This is a genomic window from Phytopseudomonas dryadis, from assembly GCF_004327355.1.
Lineage (GTDB): Bacteria > Pseudomonadota > Gammaproteobacteria > Pseudomonadales > Pseudomonadaceae > Aquipseudomonas > Aquipseudomonas dryadis.
This window is the reverse complement of sequence record NZ_QJUM01000003.1, coordinates 45,461-60,818: the sequence shown is the minus strand read 5'-3', so window position 1 is coordinate 60,818 and position 15,358 is coordinate 45,461. Positions and strand designations below refer to the sequence as shown.

The following is a 15,358-nucleotide window of genomic DNA, read 5'->3' as shown; positions in this document are numbered from 1 at the left end:
CAGCGTGTTCCCCGCGCCAGCGGGGATGAACCGCCGCGCGGCAGATGCTCGTAGACCTCGCTGCAGTGTTCCCCGCGCCAGCGGGGATGAACCGCACGTTATGCCGTCAACTCGGCTGTTCTCAGAGTGTTCCCCGCGCCAGCGGGGATGAACCTCCTGAACGAGATAGTGCGATACCGCATCGATCGTGTTCCCCGCGCCAGCGGGGATGAACCGTCGGCCTCCATGACCGCCCTATACCGTGACAGGTGTTCCCCGCGCCAGCGGGGATGAACCGGACGGCAGCAAGGGTTACCAGTACCGGACGGCCATGTTCCCCGCGCCAGCGGGGATGAACCGGCCGCCGCGCCCGTTCGTGAGAATAATCAGGCGTGTTCCCCGCGCCAGCGGGGATGAACCGCTGTATTCGATGGCGTTGAAGCCGATAGACAGGGTGTTCCCCGCGCCAGCGGGGATGAACCGTTCGTCCACGCAGAGAATGACTCGACATTGGCGTGTTCCCCGCGCCAGCGGGGATGAACCGTCTCCGCCCAGGCGCAGATCCAGCCGAGTTACGTGTTCCCCGCGCCAGCGGGGATGAACCGATGACAGTTTCTCGGGCCGACTCTGCTCTTTGGTGTTCCCCGCGCCAGCGGGGATGAACCGGCCTAGGCCGTAGCGCTGCTTGTGGCGTCTAGGTGTTCCCCGCGCCAGCGGGGATGAACCGAGGTGTTACCCGATGCCTAATATTTTCAATCAGTGTTCCCCGCGCCAGCGGGGATGAACCGGCAATACAGGAAGCCATCGACGCGCTGCATGTGTGTTCCCCGCGCCAGCGGGGATGAACCGTTGCTACCGCACTCAGGACACGGGAAGGTTTCGTGTTCCCCGCGCCAGCGGGGATGAACCGGTCTACTTTTCCAGCTCGCCGACCGTCAAGGGGTGTTCCCCGCGCCAGCGGGGATGAACCGTCCGAGATGAACTGTCGGTTGCGCAGCAGCCAGTGTTCCCCGCGCCAGCGGGGATGAACCGCCAGGAAGAGCTGATGCGCGATAACGCTCGCCGTGTTCCCCGCGCCAGCGGGGATGAACCCAGTTGAGGACTATGGAGTCCGCGGCTCTGGAGGTGTTCCCCGCGCCAGCGGGGATGAACCGGCCCAGGTCATCGCGAACGGCCAGGACGATCCGTGTTCCCCGCGCCAGCGGGGATGAACCGTGTGGGGTTACTCGATCCTGGGCATTGGTATTGTGTTCCCCGCGCCAGCGGGGATGAACCGCGGAACAGGTCGCCGCGGCGCAGATTCCAGACGTGTTCCCCGCGCCAGCGGGGATGAACCGATCAAAGGGCAGCGCAAGTGGACACGCTCGAAGTGTTCCCCGCGCCAGCGGGGATGAACCGGCTGCGCAGCGTCTTGCTGTTCGTGGCGTTGAGTGTTCCCCGCGCCAGCGGGGATGAACCGACGGCTTGCAGGTTCTCGGCTTCGAGGGCGATGTGTTCCCCGCGCCAGCGGGGATGAACCGCGCGCAGTCGTCTATGTGGGCCTGGACGCGCTGTGTTCCCCGCGCCAGCGGGGATGAACCGGCCAAGGGCCTGGATCTAGACATCGTGTGCTCGTGTTCCCCGCGCCAGCGGGGATGAACCGTACAACTCGAAGGACGTGTTGCTGAGCCTGATGTGTTCCCCGTGTCAGCGTGTGCCGTCCTTGCACGGGGGGCCGCCTTCCTGGGAGGAGTGTCAGCGGCGGTCTGAGGGATTAGACCGCCGTCGCTTCCGGTGCGTGGCCCTTCAGCCCCGCGCCTGAACCGTGTGTCGTTTCCGTCGTCTCGCGGCCATCGCCGTGGTCACGAAGATTGCCGCGGCGAGGCTCAATGCCAGCGGCAGCCCCTGTGGGCGGTCGCTCATCAGGGCGCCGCTGAGCACGGGGCCGAGCAGGCTGCCGATGCCCCACAGCAGGCCGATGCAGGCGTTGGCGGTGACCAGGTCGGGGCCGCGGAAGTCCTGGCCGATCAGTACCAGGGCCAGGGTGTAGATACCGCCGGCCGCGGCGCCGAGGACTAGCAGAGCCGGCCATAGCAGGGTGCGCTGTTCCATCAGACAGGGCAGGGCCAGGCCGAGGCCCAGGGTCAGCACGCCGCAGAACAGGTGCAGGGCGCGCCGGTCGAGTCGATCGGCCAGCCAGCCGAGCGGCACCTGGAACGCCATGTCGCCGGCCAGGATCACGCTGGCCATCAAGGCCGCCACGCCCAGCGCGTAGCCATGGGCGCTGGCGTACAGCGGGAACAGCGACAGCACCACGGCATCGAAGAAGGCGAAGAACAGTACGCCGGTGCATAACGCCGGCGCTACGCGGATGAAGCCGGCCAGGGAGAAGCTGCGTGCCGTGTCTTCGCCACTGCTGACCCATCGTTCCGGCAGGCTGTGCCAGAGCAGCGCCAGGGCGGCGAGATTGGCCAGGGTGACGATGACCACTGGCCACGAGCCCTGGGTGCCGAGCAGCGCGATCAGCGCCGGGCCGACGAGCTGGAAGCCGGTGAAGCAGGCGGCGTAGAGCGCCACGACCTGGCCACGCCGGCGTTCGCCGCACAGTTCGTTGACCCAGGACTCGCCGAGGATCACCGCCACTCCCATGCCCAGGCCCAGCGCCAGGCGGGCCAGCGCCAGCGGCGCGAGCGCGTCCGGCAGCCACTCCAGGGCGCTGGCGCTCAGCGCGCAGAGGGCGAAGCAGGCCAGGTACAGGATGCGGCCGGAAAAGTACTGGCACAGCGGGTTTACCAGCAGTGCTGCGAGGATCATCCCGGCCGCCGGCATGGCGCTCAGCGTGCCGATGACCAGGGAGGAGGCTCCGGCCTCGTGCAGCCGCAGCGATACCAGCGGCAGGGTGACGCCCATGCCAAGGCCGATCACCGATACGGCGAAGACCAACACACTCAATAAGCGACGATTCATCGTTCTCGACTCCTGCCCGGGTCATGGCCCGGGCGCGCGCGAAGGTAAAGGCGGGTGCCTGCGCGCTGGGCGCGGCATCCGCAAATGGCTGGGGGTGGTCGCCGGCTGGCGACTCAGGCGCGTAGGGCGGGAGGCGAGAAGGTGAAGGCGAACAGCACGCTGCGCCGGCGCCTGAGCAGGGCATCGCGCGGCCGGCAGAGCGCGGTCGGCACAGGGCCGGTGTGCGGCAGGCGGGGCGAACGGGGAAGCGCTGGCATCGAAGGGCTCGGCAGGGCGGTGTCCGGGCAGTCTAGAGGTTGCCCGGCCGTGGCTCAATCACCTGCGTCGCATTACATGTCATGTTCCCCGCAGGTGCGGGTGGCGCGCTTTTGATACCCGTGCACCGGGACTATTCGATGGCAACCCGTTCAAGTCTGCCATGGGCAGGCCGACAACCTGGCATATTCGTCAGGCACAGGACGCCGCATGTCGACCATCACGGCAACGGGCACTCCAGTGGGCAGAAGCCTTGTGATCGCGCGCACGGCCAGTGAGGCCGGGGCCGCGTCAGGTTCTGCGCGCGAGGCCGGGAAGCAGGCGCCTTCGGTTACGCTCAGCCTGAGCGCCTATACGCAAAAGCGCATGGCCAGCATGCGCGAAGCCACGGCGAAGTTGCGCGCCAGCCAGGATATCCAGCAGCAGGCGCGCAAGGAGGCGGCCCGCCAGCGCCTGGAGGACATCAAGCAACGTATCGCCATGCTCAAGCAACTGGCCGCCGGCCTCGGCCCGGACGCGGCCAAGGGCATGCTGCGACAGATCAAGCAACTGGCGCAGGAGTTGGGGCAGGTGGCGGCGGTGCTCAAGGCGCCGTCCGCAAGTGCTTCTGCGTCGATGCCGGACGCTGCTGGAACGGGCGCCGGCGTCGCTGACGGCGAGGTGCCGGTGGCGGTCGACGCCGATCCTGTTGAATCTCCTCCGCCAACGTCAGCGGCGGTCGCCGACGAACCCGCGGACGAAGCCGGGATGGTTGCTGCCGAGGATGAAAGCCGTGAGGCGGACGAGCAGGACGAGCAGGACGAGGAGGCCTGGAATGGGCCCATGCGCTCGCCGACGAATGAGCAGCGCCGCACCGATGCCGAGGCGTTGAAGAAGGTCGCCCGTCAACTCAAGCAGTTGCTGGCCATGGTCAAGGCGCAACTGGGGGACGCGCCGGATGCCGAGAGCCGGACGATCATCGGCGAAATCAAAGCGCGACTGGACGCCTGCGAACAGGCCGCCAGTGCCATGGGCGGCGGTGGCCTTTCCCCCGCCGCTATCGGCGCGACGCTGTCGATCAGCGTCTGACCGGGTGTTCGCCTGGGCGCATCGTCGTTTCACGCCAGAATCGAGGCCAGCGCCGCCCTGTCGATATTGGCCCCGCTGAGCACCACGGCGACCCGTTCGCCACGGTTGACCTCCCGCTCCTGGGTCAGGGCGGCGAGGGCGGCGGCGCCGGCACCTTCGGCGAGGTTGTGGGTGTCCTCGTGCAGGGCGCGTATGGCCTGGCGGATCTCCTCGTCATCGACCCGCACGATGCGTGTGGCGCCGGCACGGATGATTTCCAGCGCCTCGGCCTGGGGCATGCGGCAGGCCATGCCGTCGGCCAGGGTGTCGGCGCTGTCGGTACAGATGATCCGTCCGGCGGCGAAGCTCTGCGCGTAGGCATCGGCGGCGCTGGACACCACGCCGATCACCTCGGTATCCAGGCCGAGCAGGTCGCGGCTGCGGATCACCCCGCAGATGCCCGAGCCCAGGCCGATGGGCACGTAGATGCGTTTCAGCGGCGGTGCCGCCTCGAACAGTTCCAGGGCATAGGTGGCCACGCCACGGATCAGGTCCGGGTGCAGCGACGGCACGAAATGCAGGTCCAGGCGCCCGGCCAACTGCGCCGCCCAGGCGCGAGCCTCGTCGAAGTCCTGGCCGTGTTCGATCACCTCGGCGCCCAGGGCCGTCATCGCGGCGTTCTTCTCGCGGGCATTGCCCCGCGGCACGACGATGCGCAGGTGCAACCCGGCCTGCTGCGCGGCCAGGGCCAGGCTCTGGCCGTGATTGCCGCGGGTGGCCGATACCAGGCCGCTGACCCGGGGCTCGCGGTGCCGCAAAGCGTCGACGTAGACCAGGCCGCCGCGCACCTTGAAGGCGCCGGTCGGGTTGTGGTTCTCGTGCTTGACCCACACGTCGCAACCCAGCCTCCGGGCCAGCAGCGGCCAGGCGAACTGTGGCGTTGGTGGAACCACAGGGCGGATCAGGGCGGCGGCCTGGCGTAGCGCTTCGAGGTCGAACATGGGCATCTCCGGGGCTTTTGACCGGATGCTACGACTCGGGCATTGTATGGGTAAATGTTTATATTGCATGGCAAACAATGTGGCTTCCTGACCTGCAAGACAGTGCGCTGCCCAGCTACCTGGCGCTGGTCGAGGCGATTTCCCGCGCCATCGGCAAGGGTGAGCTGAAGTCCGGCGAGCGCCTGCCGCCGCAACGCCGGCTGGCCTGGGCGCTAGGCATCAACCCGAGCACGGTGATGCAGGCCTATCGCGAGGCGGCGCGGCGTCATCTGGTCTCCGGCGAGGTCGGGCGGGGCACCTACGTGCTGGCCGACAGCCGCGAGGCCAGCCTGTTTCGCCTGAAACAGCCGCTGCCGCCGACGCAAAGCATCGACCTGTCGACCAACGTGCCGGTGCACGACGGCGACAGCGACGACCTGGCGCGCACGCTCGAGCGGCTGCTCGGCGAGGGAAGGGTCGACGCCCTGCAGGCCTATGCCCCGGCCGAGCTGGTGCTGCGCGGACGCCTGGCCGGCAGCCTCTGGTTGCAGCAGCGCGGCCTGCACTGTCCGGCCTCGCGGGTGCTGCTCTGCGCCGGTGCCCAGCAGGGCGTCACGGCGGCGCTGCTGGCGCTGTGCGAGGCGGGCGAGCCGATCCTGGTGGAAGCCTTCACCGCGCCGGGCATCAAGGCCGCGGCGCGGCAATTGCGGCTGCCGCTGCACGGGGTGGCCATGGATGAACGCGGCATCCTGGCCGCTGACCTGGATCGTCAGGTGCGCGCCACCGGGGCGCGGGTGCTGGTGCTCACCCCCTGCCTGCAGAACCCGACGGGCAGCAGCATGGACGAAGCGCGGCGTCTGCAGGTGGCCGAGGTGGTCGAGCGCCATGGCCTGTGGCTGATCGAAGACGACGTCTACGGCGCCCTGGGCAGCCAGGCGCCCCTGGCCCGGGTGCTCGAACAGCGCTGCCTGCTGGTCACCAGCCTGTCGAAAACCGTCGCGCCCGGCCTGCGCCTGGGTTTTCTGCATGGCCCCGAGGCGTTGCTGGAACGCATCGACCGCGAGGGGCATGCGACCAACTGGGCCGTTTCGCCCCTGTGCCTGACCCTGGGCTGCGAGTGGATCGAGGACGGCACCGCGGCGCGGCGCCTGGCCTGGCAACGCCATGAATTGCAGCAGCGCTGGCGCCTTGCCGCACGGATACTGGGCCCACGCATGCCGCGTGATCGCGAGGTGGCGCCGCACGTGTGGCTGCCGGCCCCGGCGCGCTTCGATCTGGCCGGGGCCTGTCGTGCTGCCGGCGTGGAGGTGGTGCCGGCCGAGGTCTTCGCCGTCGGTCCCGCCGTGGGTGCGGCGATCCGTATCAGCCTGGCCGCGGCGCGCAGCCGTGCCGAGCTCAAGCGCGCCCTGGAACGGGTAGCCGCAAGCTGGCCCGGATGATTGGCGGGCTTGCGCCCGAGCGCCAATGCGTGTCAGCTATCGCCATGAAATCCCACGACAAGGATCCGTGCATGTCCCTTTCCGTTGACGGCGCTTTCGCCGTCGTAAGCTCTGCCGAAGAAGCCGTCGAGCGTCTGGCCATCCTTCACCAGCGGGCCACCGAGGGCCTGAGCCAGGCGCTCAAGCGCTACCTCAAGGACCGTGTGCGCCCCGATGCCGAGCAGCATGAGCTGTTCCGCTATCCCGAGTTGCGCCTCACCTACCTGTGCCAGGGCGAAGTACCGACCACCGTGCGCGCCTATGCCAAGGTGCAGGTGCCGGGCACCTACAGCATCACCGTCACCCACCCGGCGGCGTTCCGTACCTACCTGCTGGAGCAGTTGCGGCCCTTGATGGCCGACTTCACCGTGACGGTCGAGGTCGGCGTCAGCCAGCAGTACATTCCCTACCCCTACGTGGTCGAGCAGGGCGACGAGCTGGCCGGCTCCGGGGTGACCGCCGCCGAGCTGGCGCGGGTATTCCCCAGCACCGACCTGTCGGCCGCCACCGATGGCACCGCCGATGGGCTGGTCGACTGGGAACAGTCCGACCCCCTGCCTCTGGCCCTGTTCGACGCCGCGCGGGTGGATTTCTCCCTGCGCCGCCTGGTGCACTACACCGGCAGCGACTGGCGTCACGTGCAGCCGTGGATCCTGCTGACCAACTACCACCGCTATGTCGACCAGTTCATCCGCAACGGGCTGGACATGCTCACCGGCGATTCGCGTTTCGTACGCATGGTGCTGCCGGGCAACGTGGTACTCGAACGGGGCATGGCCGAAGGCGAGATGCAGGCGATCATCGAGACCGTGGTGTGGCACCGCTACCAGATGCCGGCCTATCACCTGCAGGCCGCCGACGGCGATGGCATCACCCTGGTCAACATCGGCGTGGGGCCGTCCAACGCCAAGAACATCACCGACCACCTGGCCGTGCTGCGTCCGCATTGCTGGCTGATGATCGGCCACTGTGGCGGCCTGCGCCAATCCCAGACCATCGGCGACTACGTGCTGGCCCATGCCTACATGCGCCGCGACGGCATCCTCGATCGGGTGCTGCCGCCGCACATTCCGCTGCCGGCCCTGGCCGAGGTGCAGCAGGCGTTGCAGGACGCCGCCGCCCAGGTCACCGGCGAGCGCGGCGATGACCTCAAGCGGCGCCTGCGTACCGGCACCGTGCTGACCTACGACGACCGCAACTGGGAGTTGCGCTGGGCCCAGGAGCGACCGCTGATCAACCTGTCGCGTGCCGTGGCGGTGGACATGGAAAGCGGCACCATCGCCGCCCAGGGCTACCGCCTGCGGGTGCCCTACGGCACCCTGCTATGCGTCTCGGACAAGCCGCTGCACAGCGAGATCAAGCTGCCGGGAGCGGCCGGCGCCTTCTACGAGCGGGCGGTGACCCAGCACCTGCACATCGGTATCGCCGCGCTGGATCTGTTGCGCGGGCAACTCAACTCGCTGCACTCGCGCAAGCTGCGCAGCTTTGACGAGCCGCCGTTCCGATGAAGAAGACAGCCGCAAGCCACAAGCTTCAAGCTGCAAGTAGGAGCAAAGGCTTGAACCCGATACCCGGGCTCATGCCAGACTAGCTTGCAGCTTGTAGTTATTTTATTTCTTCGGCTTGCCGAACATCATCCGCCAGCGGTTGCGGTTGAGCAGCACGTAACCGGTGAGTTGCAGGCCCGCGGCCATCACCAGGCTGCGGGTCATGCCGGGCTCGGCGGGACGTGGCCCGGTGTAGATGCTGTACAGGGCATAGGCGACCCCGACCAGGCCGAGGATGAAGAAGGCCAGACCGAGCAGGGTCAGGCGGTGGAGTTTGCGCGGGAGCATGGCGATGATCGTTGTGGCTGACGGTCGGCAAAACTAACCCGGAACAGCGTGTTTCGCCAGCTTCGCCTGGCGATGCCCAGGGCAGGTTTGCGCCGGGTCATTGCGTTAGACTGCGCCTTTCGTCTCTTTTGAATGGCCTCGCTGCATGACCCGACCTTCACGCCCTGCGCCTCGACGTCCGATTGCCCGGCGCGAGCCCAAGGCGCCGCCCGCCGAACCGCGGCTGATTCTGTTGAACAAGCCGTTCGATGTGCTGACCCAGTTCAATGACGATCAGGGCCGCGCCACGCTCAAGGATTTCGTGCCGGTGCCCGGTGTATACCCGGCTGGGCGCCTGGATCGCGACAGCGAAGGTCTGTTGCTGCTGACCAATGACGGCCAGTTGCAGGCCCGCATCGCCGATCCCAGGCACAAGCTGGCCAAGACCTACTGGGTGCAGGTCGAGGGCGAGCCCACGGCCGAACAGTTGCAGCAGTTGCGCGACGGGGTTGCGCTCAACGATGGTCCGACGCTGCCGGCCGAAGCCCGCCCGCTCGACGAGCCCGCGTTATGGCCGCGTACCCCGCCGGTACGTTTTCGCAAGAGCATACCGACCTGTTGGCTGGAACTGGTGATCCGCGAAGGCCGCAACCGCCAGGTACGGCGCATGACCGCCGCCGTCGGCCTGCCCACATTGCGCCTGGTGCGCGTGCGCATCGGCCCCTGGGCGCTGGATGGGTTGCAGCCGGGCGAATGGCGTGAAGAACCGGCGATACTGAAATAGCGCCGCCCCGCTATGAAGTGGCTGCTTCAAGGGGCGAGGCCGATAGGAGCGCTAGAGGCTGGAGGCTGAACGACAAGCAAACCGCATAGGCTCTTTCGTCCAGCTTTCCAGCCTCAAGCGTTTTTGATCGAAGGCTGCTACCGCCTTCCCACTGCCTGGGACGGGATATCAGAATCATCCCTCGTAGCCGGCCTTGATCACCGTGATGCCCTTGATCAGCACCTCGCGCCAGCCTTGCAGGGTGGCGCTATCGGCCTGGCGGTCGTGCTCGACGATGGTCTTGAGCAGCGCTTCGAGCCACAGGTCGTAGAGTTCCGGGCGGATGTCCATGGCCGCGCGCGCGTGGGTGCAGCCGAGGGCGCGCAGCTTGGTGTCGGGCATGCCGCGGGCGTGCATCACCAGGTTGAGGATGCCCTGGCGCAGCAGCAGTTTCTGCGCCGTCATGTCGGTGTTGACGAACTTCTCGCGCACCGCGGGCGAGCTGTCGAGGAAGTAACGATAGAAGTCGTCGAAAAAGGCCGGGCTGGCACAGCAGCGTCCATAACTCTGCATGACGCGATCGGTGGCGTTCATGTTTTCTCCGTTGGCAAGGCAGACAGTGACGGGCAAGCAACCGCCGGTTTTTAGTTAGAAATGACAGTGGGGTGTGTCAGACACCTTCCAGGCTGGCGATGACCAGGGTCTTGATCAGGAAGCCGAGCACGCCCAGGCCCAGGGCGAGGAACAGCACCAGCGTGCCGAAGCGCCCGGCCCTGGACTTCTTCGCCAGGTCCCAGACGATGAAGGCCATGAACAGCACCAGGCCGCCCACCAGCAGGGTCATCATCAACTCTTCGAATACTTCGGGTTCCATCGCGACCTCATTGCCGAACAATGAAGCTGTGTCGCCATGGCGCAATGGCGAGAGGGTGGGGCGAGTGCAAACGACCCGCCCCCTGGAAAAGGGCAGGTCCTGCATCGGTGCTGTTGTTATTCCCTAGGCACAGCAAAACTGGGGATATTGTACGTCAGTGGCGAGCGTTGCGGAGCCTCCCCATAGGTCGTATGGGCATTCAGGGGCGTAAATGCTGCAACGGCAGCTGGGTGCTGGAGAGGATCTGCTGCAACACGAAACTCGAGCGCACGCTGGAAACTCCCTCGATACGGGTCAGGGTGCCGAGGAGCAGTTTCTGGTAATGGTCCATGTCCGGCACCACCACCTTGAGCTGGTAATCGGCGTCCATGCCGGTGACCAGGCAGCACTCCAGCACCTCCGGACACTTGCGGATCTCCTCCTGGAAATGCTCGAAGCGTTCCGGTGTATGCCGGTCCATGCCGATCAGCACGTAGGCGGTCAGGCTCAGGCCGAGCTTCTTGCGGTCGAGCAGGGCGACTTGCCGAACGATGTAGCCGTCGTCTTCCAGCTGCTTGACCCGCCGCGAACAGGGCGAGGGAGACAGGCCGATGCGCTCGGCCAGATCCTGGTTGGACAGGGTCGCGTCGCGCTGCAGTTCGGCGAGAATGTTCAGGTCATAACGGTCGAGTTTGTTCATGGTCAGGCTTATTTGTCATTTGCTTGCGCCGAATGGTGCCGGATAAAAGGAAAATTGCGCAAGTGACTACGTGATTAGCAGTATTTGCAATTTTCCGTCGTGCGCGGCGGCGTAAGCTTTACCTCAGTTTCACGGCCCGGACGACAGGTCCACCCGGCTTGCCCAATCAGGCGAACCGGCGCCGCCGATCCTACCGGATCGTCACGGCACCCGGGTCCGCACCGTCCAACCAGGCGGGCGAGGAAAGCGGCGACAGGATTGCCGGCACAGGACACATTCCCCGAGGGGAGGCCGCGAGGCCTCCCTTTTTTATGGCCCGCTCTCCCGGGCGGCGACCCTTCGGGCCGTCGCAAGCGACGTTAAGGAGAGCGCCCGGCCATTTTTCATGGTCGGCGCGAAGGTTCTGCTACTGGGCGGAAACGGGCGCGGGTACGTCCAGCGGGTCGGCATGCACCAGCACTTCGGCCTTGGCGAACTCACTGCGAATCGCCGTGGCCACGGCCTCGCAGCGCGCGTGGGCGGTGGCCAGGTCGAGGCTGCCCGGCAGTTCCACGTGCAACTGCACGAACCAGCGCGTGCCGGACAGCCGCGTGCGCAGGTCGTGCACGCCGAGCACACCGGGGACGGCACAGGCCAGGGCCTGCATCCGCGTGCTGACCTGCGGCGCCAGTTCCTGATCCATGAGCACGCCGAGCGACTCGCGGGCGATGCCGATGGCGCTCCACAGGATGTAGCCGGCGATGGCGATGGCGAAGAGCGCGTCGCCCTGTTGCCAGCCGAGGCTGGCCAGCAGCAGGGCGAGCAGGATGCTGCCATTGAGCAGCAGGTCGGAGCGATAGTGCAGCGAATCGGCATGAATCGCCGTGGAACCGGTGCGCTTGACCACGTGCCGCTGGAACAGCAGCAGGGCCAGGGTCAGCACGATCGACAGCAGCATCACCGCGATGCCCAGTGTCTGGGCGGTCAGCGGTTCCGGCTGCAGCAGCCGTTCGACCCCCTGCACGGCCACCAGCACCGCGCTGGCGGCGATGAACAGGGCCTGGCCGAGGCCGGCGAGGGCTTCGGCCTTGCCATGGCCGTAGCGATGATCGTCATCGGCAGGGCGCAGGGCGATGTTCACGGCGATCAGGTTGAGCAGCGAGGCGGCACTGTCGAGCAGCGAGTCGGTCAGGCCGGCGAGCAGGCTGACCGAACCGCTGGCCCACCAGGCGAAGGCCTTGCACAGTACCAGGGTCAGGGCCACGCCGAGGGCGGCGGCACTGGCCTGGCGCATCAGACGCGCGTGCTGGCGATCGATAGTCACGGTCATTCCATGGCGTGGGCCGCAGCGGGCTCAGCCTGCCCGGCGGACAGGCCGGCGCGGGGCGATCAGGCGGAAGGGCGCAGGCCGAAGGCGGCCAGTTGCTCGCTGTTGCCACTGTGCTGGATCAGGCGCGGGTCGTCGAGCGGCAGGCTGTGGCCGGTCTGCACTTCGATCAGGGCCTTGAGCTTGGCGCTGTCCACCTTGCCGTCGGCATCCACCACGTCCTGCAGGGACTGCGGATCGACCTGGGCATTGAGGCCGCCGGGCAGGTAGATGGCGCCCGTGGCGAAGTCGACGCCGAAGGCGATCAGCCCGGGGATCACGTAGAACAGGATGCCGATGGCATCCAGGGCGACGATGACCGGGTCGACCCGGCCTTCGATCTGGCCGCGCCGATCCGGATAGAACAGCGTGCCGCAAGCGGTCAGTTGCGTGAACAATGTAACGGCGAGAACGCCGCCGATAACACGGGATTTCGTGCGCATCGAGCATCTCCAGGGTAAGTGACGCCACTATAGCAAGGCGGTTGTTGCAAAGCTGCTGCGGTGCTGCGAATCGGCAGCTCCCGAACTCATGAGACCGGCGCAGGTCGTGCCGGGTTCGGCGTATATAATCAGCGGCCGATGATGGAGCCGCGATGAATTCCCTGCCGATCGATTCCCTGTTGCCCGCCCTGTGCCAGGCCCTGGCCGAGCGTGACGAAGCCGTACTGGAGGCGCCGCCCGGCGCGGGCAAGACCACCCGGGTGCCGCTGGCGGTGTTGAACGAGCCCTGGCTGGCCGGGCAGCGCATCATCATGCTCGAGCCGCGGCGTCTGGCCGCACGGGCGGCGGCCGAGCGCCTGGCCAGCGAACTCGGCGAAGTGGTCGGCGAAACCGTGGGTTATCGCATCCGCCTGCAGAGCAAGGTCGGGCCGCGTACGCGTATCGAGGTGGTCACCGAAGGTATCCTCGCCCGGCGCCTGCAGGACGACCCGGCGCTGGAGGGCGTCGGCCTGGTGATCTTCGACGAATTCCACGAGCGCAGCCTGGATGCCGACCTGGCCCTGGCGCTGACCCTCAACGGCCGGGCGATGTTCCGTGGTGCCGATAGCGGCGAGCCGCCGCTCAAGGTGCTGCTGATGTCGGCGACCCTGGAGGGCGAGCGCCTGGCCGGGCTGCTCGACGATGCGCCGGTGCTGCGCAGCGAAGGGCGCATGTTCCCGGTGGACGTGCGTTGGGGCGCGGCGCTGCAGGCCGGCGAGTGGATCGAGCCGAAGGTGCTGCAGACCGTGCTGCAGGCCTTGGACGACGAGCCGGGCAGTCTGCTGGTGTTTCTCCCTGGGCAGGCGGAGATCCGTCGCCTCGCCGAGCAGTTGCACGAGGCCCTGGCCAGCCGGCCCGAGGTGCGGGTCTGCCCGCTGCACGGCGAACTGGAGCTCGCCGCCCAGCGCGCCGCCATCGAGCCAGCGGCGGCCGGGCAGCGCAAGGTGGTGCTGGCGACCAATATCGCCGAGACCAGCCTGACCATCGACGGCGTGCGGGTGGTGGTCGATGCCGGCCTGGCGCGGGTGCCGCGTTTCGACCCGGGCAGCGGCATGACGCGGCTGGACACCCAGCGCATATCCCGCGCCTCGGCGACCCAGCGCGCTGGTCGGGCCGGGCGCCTGCAGCCCGGCGTCTGCTATCGCCTGTGGTCGCAGGCCCAGCATGAGCAACTGCCAGCCCATTCCACGGCGGAGATCCTCCAGGCCGACCTGGCCGGGCTGGCCCTGCAACTGGCGCGGTGGGGCGTCGCGGTGGAGGAACTGGTCTGGCTCGATCCGCCTCCTGCGGCGGCCTATGCCCAGGCCCGCGACCTGCTGCTGCGCCTCGGCGCCCTCAACGTCCAGGGCGGCCTCACCGCCCACGGCCAGGCCATGGCCGAACTGCCGGCGCATCCGCGTATCGCCCATCTGCTGCTGCGTGGCCAGGCGCTCGGCCTGGGCGAGCTGGCTTGCGACCTGGCGGCGCTGCTGGGCGAGCGCGACATACTGCGCGGCGGCCAGTGCGGTGCGGGCGCCGATCTGCACAGCCGCCTGGCCCTGCTTTCGGGCGAGAGCCGTGCAGCGCGGAGCGCCGCCCGGGGTGGCGTGCAGCGAGCCCGGCAACTGGCGCGGCAGTTCCAGGGCTACCTGCGCCACATACCGGTCAGCGAGGCGGTGAGCGACCCTGAGCACGGCCGTTGGCTGGGCGCGCTACTGGCCTTCGCCTACCCGGATCGCGTCGCCCGGCAGCGTCGTGACGGCGGCGCCGAATATCGCCTGGCCAATGGCCGTGCGGCGCTGTTCAGCGAGGCCGATGCCTTGATGAAGCACCCCTGGCTGGTGATCGCCGACCTGGGCAGCCGCCAGGGTCAGCGCGAGGAGCGCATCTACCTGGCCGCCGAGCTGGAGCCGGAGCTGTTCGACACGGTGCTGGCCGAGCAGGTTACCCGCCAGGATCTGCTCGAGTGGGATGAGCGCGAAGGCGTGCTGCGTGCCGAGCGGCAGCGCAAGGTGGGCGATCTGGTGCTGTCCAGCGAAGCGCTGGCGGGGCTGAGCGCCGAGGCGCGCATCGCCGCGCTGGTCAATCTGGTTCGGCGCAAGGGCCTGGCGCTGCTGCCATGGACAGCCGAGCTGCGCCAGTGGCAGGCGCGGGTGCTGCTGCTGCGCCAGCTCGACCTGCGGCAGGGCGGTGTCAGCGAGTGGCCGGACGTGACCGATACGGCGCTGCTCGCCAGTCTGGAAACCTGGCTGGCGCCCTACCTGGGCAAGGTCAGCCGGCTGAGTCACTTCGCCAACCTGGATCTGCCCGCCATGCTGCAGACCCTGTTGCCCTGGCCACTGCCCCAGCGCCTGGACGAGTTGGCGCCGCGCAGCCTGCCGGTGCCCTCCGGCTCGCGCATCGCGCTGGACTACAGCGAGCAGCCGCCGGTGCTGGCGGTGCGCCTGCAGGAACTGTTCGGCCTGGCCGAGACGCCGCGCATCGCCAATGGCCGTCAGCAGGTGCTGCTGCACCTGCTCTCGCCGGCGCGGCGCCCGGTGCAGGTCACCCGCGACCTGGCCAGCTTCTGGGCCAGCACCTACGCCGAGGTGAAGAAGGACCTCAAGGGCCGCTACCCCAAGCACTACTGGCCAGACGACCCACTGATCGCAGAGCCGACAGCGCGGGCCAAGCCCAGGCCGAAGTGAACGCCTCGGCATCGCTGACCGCCATGCCCATGGCGTGGGCCGCGCCAGCG

13 protein-coding genes and 1 CRISPR repeat array (1 of these 14 only partly in view) are annotated in these 15,358 nt (G+C 67.9%); of the genes, 5 read left to right on the top strand and 8 right to left on the bottom strand.

Translation table 11 applies throughout. The features are described from left to right. A CRISPR array of direct repeats spans positions 1-1,621; the repeat unit is 29 nt; unit sequence GTGTTCCCCGCGCCAGCGGGGATGAACCG; it reaches 363 nt to the left of the window's first position. Positions 1,622-1,764: 143 nt separating this feature from the next. Next, on the bottom strand, positions 1,765-2,925 hold the full coding sequence (locus tag DNK34_RS03130; protein ID WP_131176778.1) for an MFS transporter: 1,161 nt from the start codon (positions 2,923-2,925) through the stop codon (positions 1,765-1,767). A gap of 465 nt (positions 2,926-3,390) precedes the next feature. Between DNK34_RS03130 and DNK34_RS03125 the strand changes: the two genes are divergently transcribed. Next, positions 3,391-4,248, top strand: a complete 858-nt coding sequence (locus tag DNK34_RS03125; RefSeq protein WP_131176777.1) for a hypothetical protein — start codon at positions 3,391-3,393, stop codon at positions 4,246-4,248. A gap of 29 nt (positions 4,249-4,277) precedes the next feature. On the opposite strand, the gene DNK34_RS03120 is transcribed toward DNK34_RS03125, so the two are convergent. Next, positions 4,278-5,228, bottom strand: coding sequence for a threonine dehydratase (locus DNK34_RS03120; protein ID WP_131176776.1), 951 nt, complete (start codon positions 5,226-5,228; stop codon positions 4,278-4,280). A gap of 77 nt (positions 5,229-5,305) precedes the next feature. Here DNK34_RS03120 and DNK34_RS03115 point away from each other — a divergent pair, with 77 nt between their 5' ends. After that, positions 5,306-6,646, top strand: a complete 1,341-nt coding sequence (locus DNK34_RS03115) for an aminotransferase-like domain-containing protein (protein WP_131176775.1) — start codon at positions 5,306-5,308, stop codon at positions 6,644-6,646. A 71-nt stretch (positions 6,647-6,717) separates the two neighbouring features. After that, a complete protein-coding gene (gene amn / locus DNK34_RS03110) occupies positions 6,718-8,193 on the top strand; it encodes an AMP nucleosidase (protein ID WP_131176774.1) in 1,476 nt (491 codons plus the stop codon). A gap of 102 nt (positions 8,194-8,295) precedes the next feature. Here amn and DNK34_RS03105 read toward each other — a convergent pair whose 3' ends face one another. Then, a complete protein-coding gene (locus DNK34_RS03105) occupies positions 8,296-8,520 on the bottom strand; it encodes a hypothetical protein (RefSeq protein WP_131176773.1) in 225 nt (74 codons plus the stop codon). Between the two features lie 145 nt (positions 8,521-8,665). Here DNK34_RS03105 and DNK34_RS03100 point away from each other — a divergent pair, with 145 nt between their 5' ends. Next, entirely contained in the window at positions 8,666-9,283 is a 618-nt protein-coding gene (locus tag DNK34_RS03100; protein ID WP_131176772.1) for a pseudouridine synthase, read from the top strand. 174 nt (positions 9,284-9,457) lie between these two features. Here the strand turns inward: DNK34_RS03100 and DNK34_RS03095 are convergent, their stop codons facing one another. The 5 genes from DNK34_RS03095 to DNK34_RS03075 form a co-directional block, all read right to left on the bottom strand. After that, positions 9,458-9,856 carry a globin gene (locus DNK34_RS03095; RefSeq protein ID WP_131176771.1) on the bottom strand — a complete coding sequence of 133 codons (399 nt, stop codon included), beginning with the start codon at positions 9,854-9,856 and terminating at the stop codon, positions 9,458-9,460. Between the two features lie 76 nt (positions 9,857-9,932). Further along, a complete protein-coding gene (locus tag DNK34_RS03090; protein WP_131176770.1) occupies positions 9,933-10,136 on the bottom strand; it encodes a DUF2788 domain-containing protein in 204 nt (67 codons plus the stop codon). A 199-nt stretch (positions 10,137-10,335) separates the two neighbouring features. Continuing rightward, positions 10,336-10,815: an Lrp/AsnC family transcriptional regulator gene (locus DNK34_RS03085; RefSeq protein ID WP_131176769.1), complete on the bottom strand. Its 480-nt coding sequence runs from the start codon at positions 10,813-10,815 to the stop codon at positions 10,336-10,338. Between the two features lie 406 nt (positions 10,816-11,221). Continuing rightward, positions 11,222-12,118, bottom strand: a complete 897-nt coding sequence (locus tag DNK34_RS03080) for a cation diffusion facilitator family transporter (protein ID WP_131176768.1) — start codon at positions 12,116-12,118, stop codon at positions 11,222-11,224. A 65-nt stretch (positions 12,119-12,183) separates the two neighbouring features. After that, the gene (locus DNK34_RS03075; protein WP_131176767.1) at positions 12,184-12,603 is read right to left on the bottom strand and encodes a polyribonucleotide nucleotidyltransferase; all 420 of its coding nucleotides are present in this window, start codon (positions 12,601-12,603) and stop codon (positions 12,184-12,186) included. Between the two features lie 152 nt (positions 12,604-12,755). Between DNK34_RS03075 and hrpB the strand changes: the two genes are divergently transcribed. Next, positions 12,756-15,308: an ATP-dependent helicase HrpB gene (hrpB, locus tag DNK34_RS03070; protein WP_131176766.1), complete on the top strand. Its 2,553-nt coding sequence runs from the start codon at positions 12,756-12,758 to the stop codon at positions 15,306-15,308. Positions 15,309-15,358 lie beyond the last annotated feature (50 nt).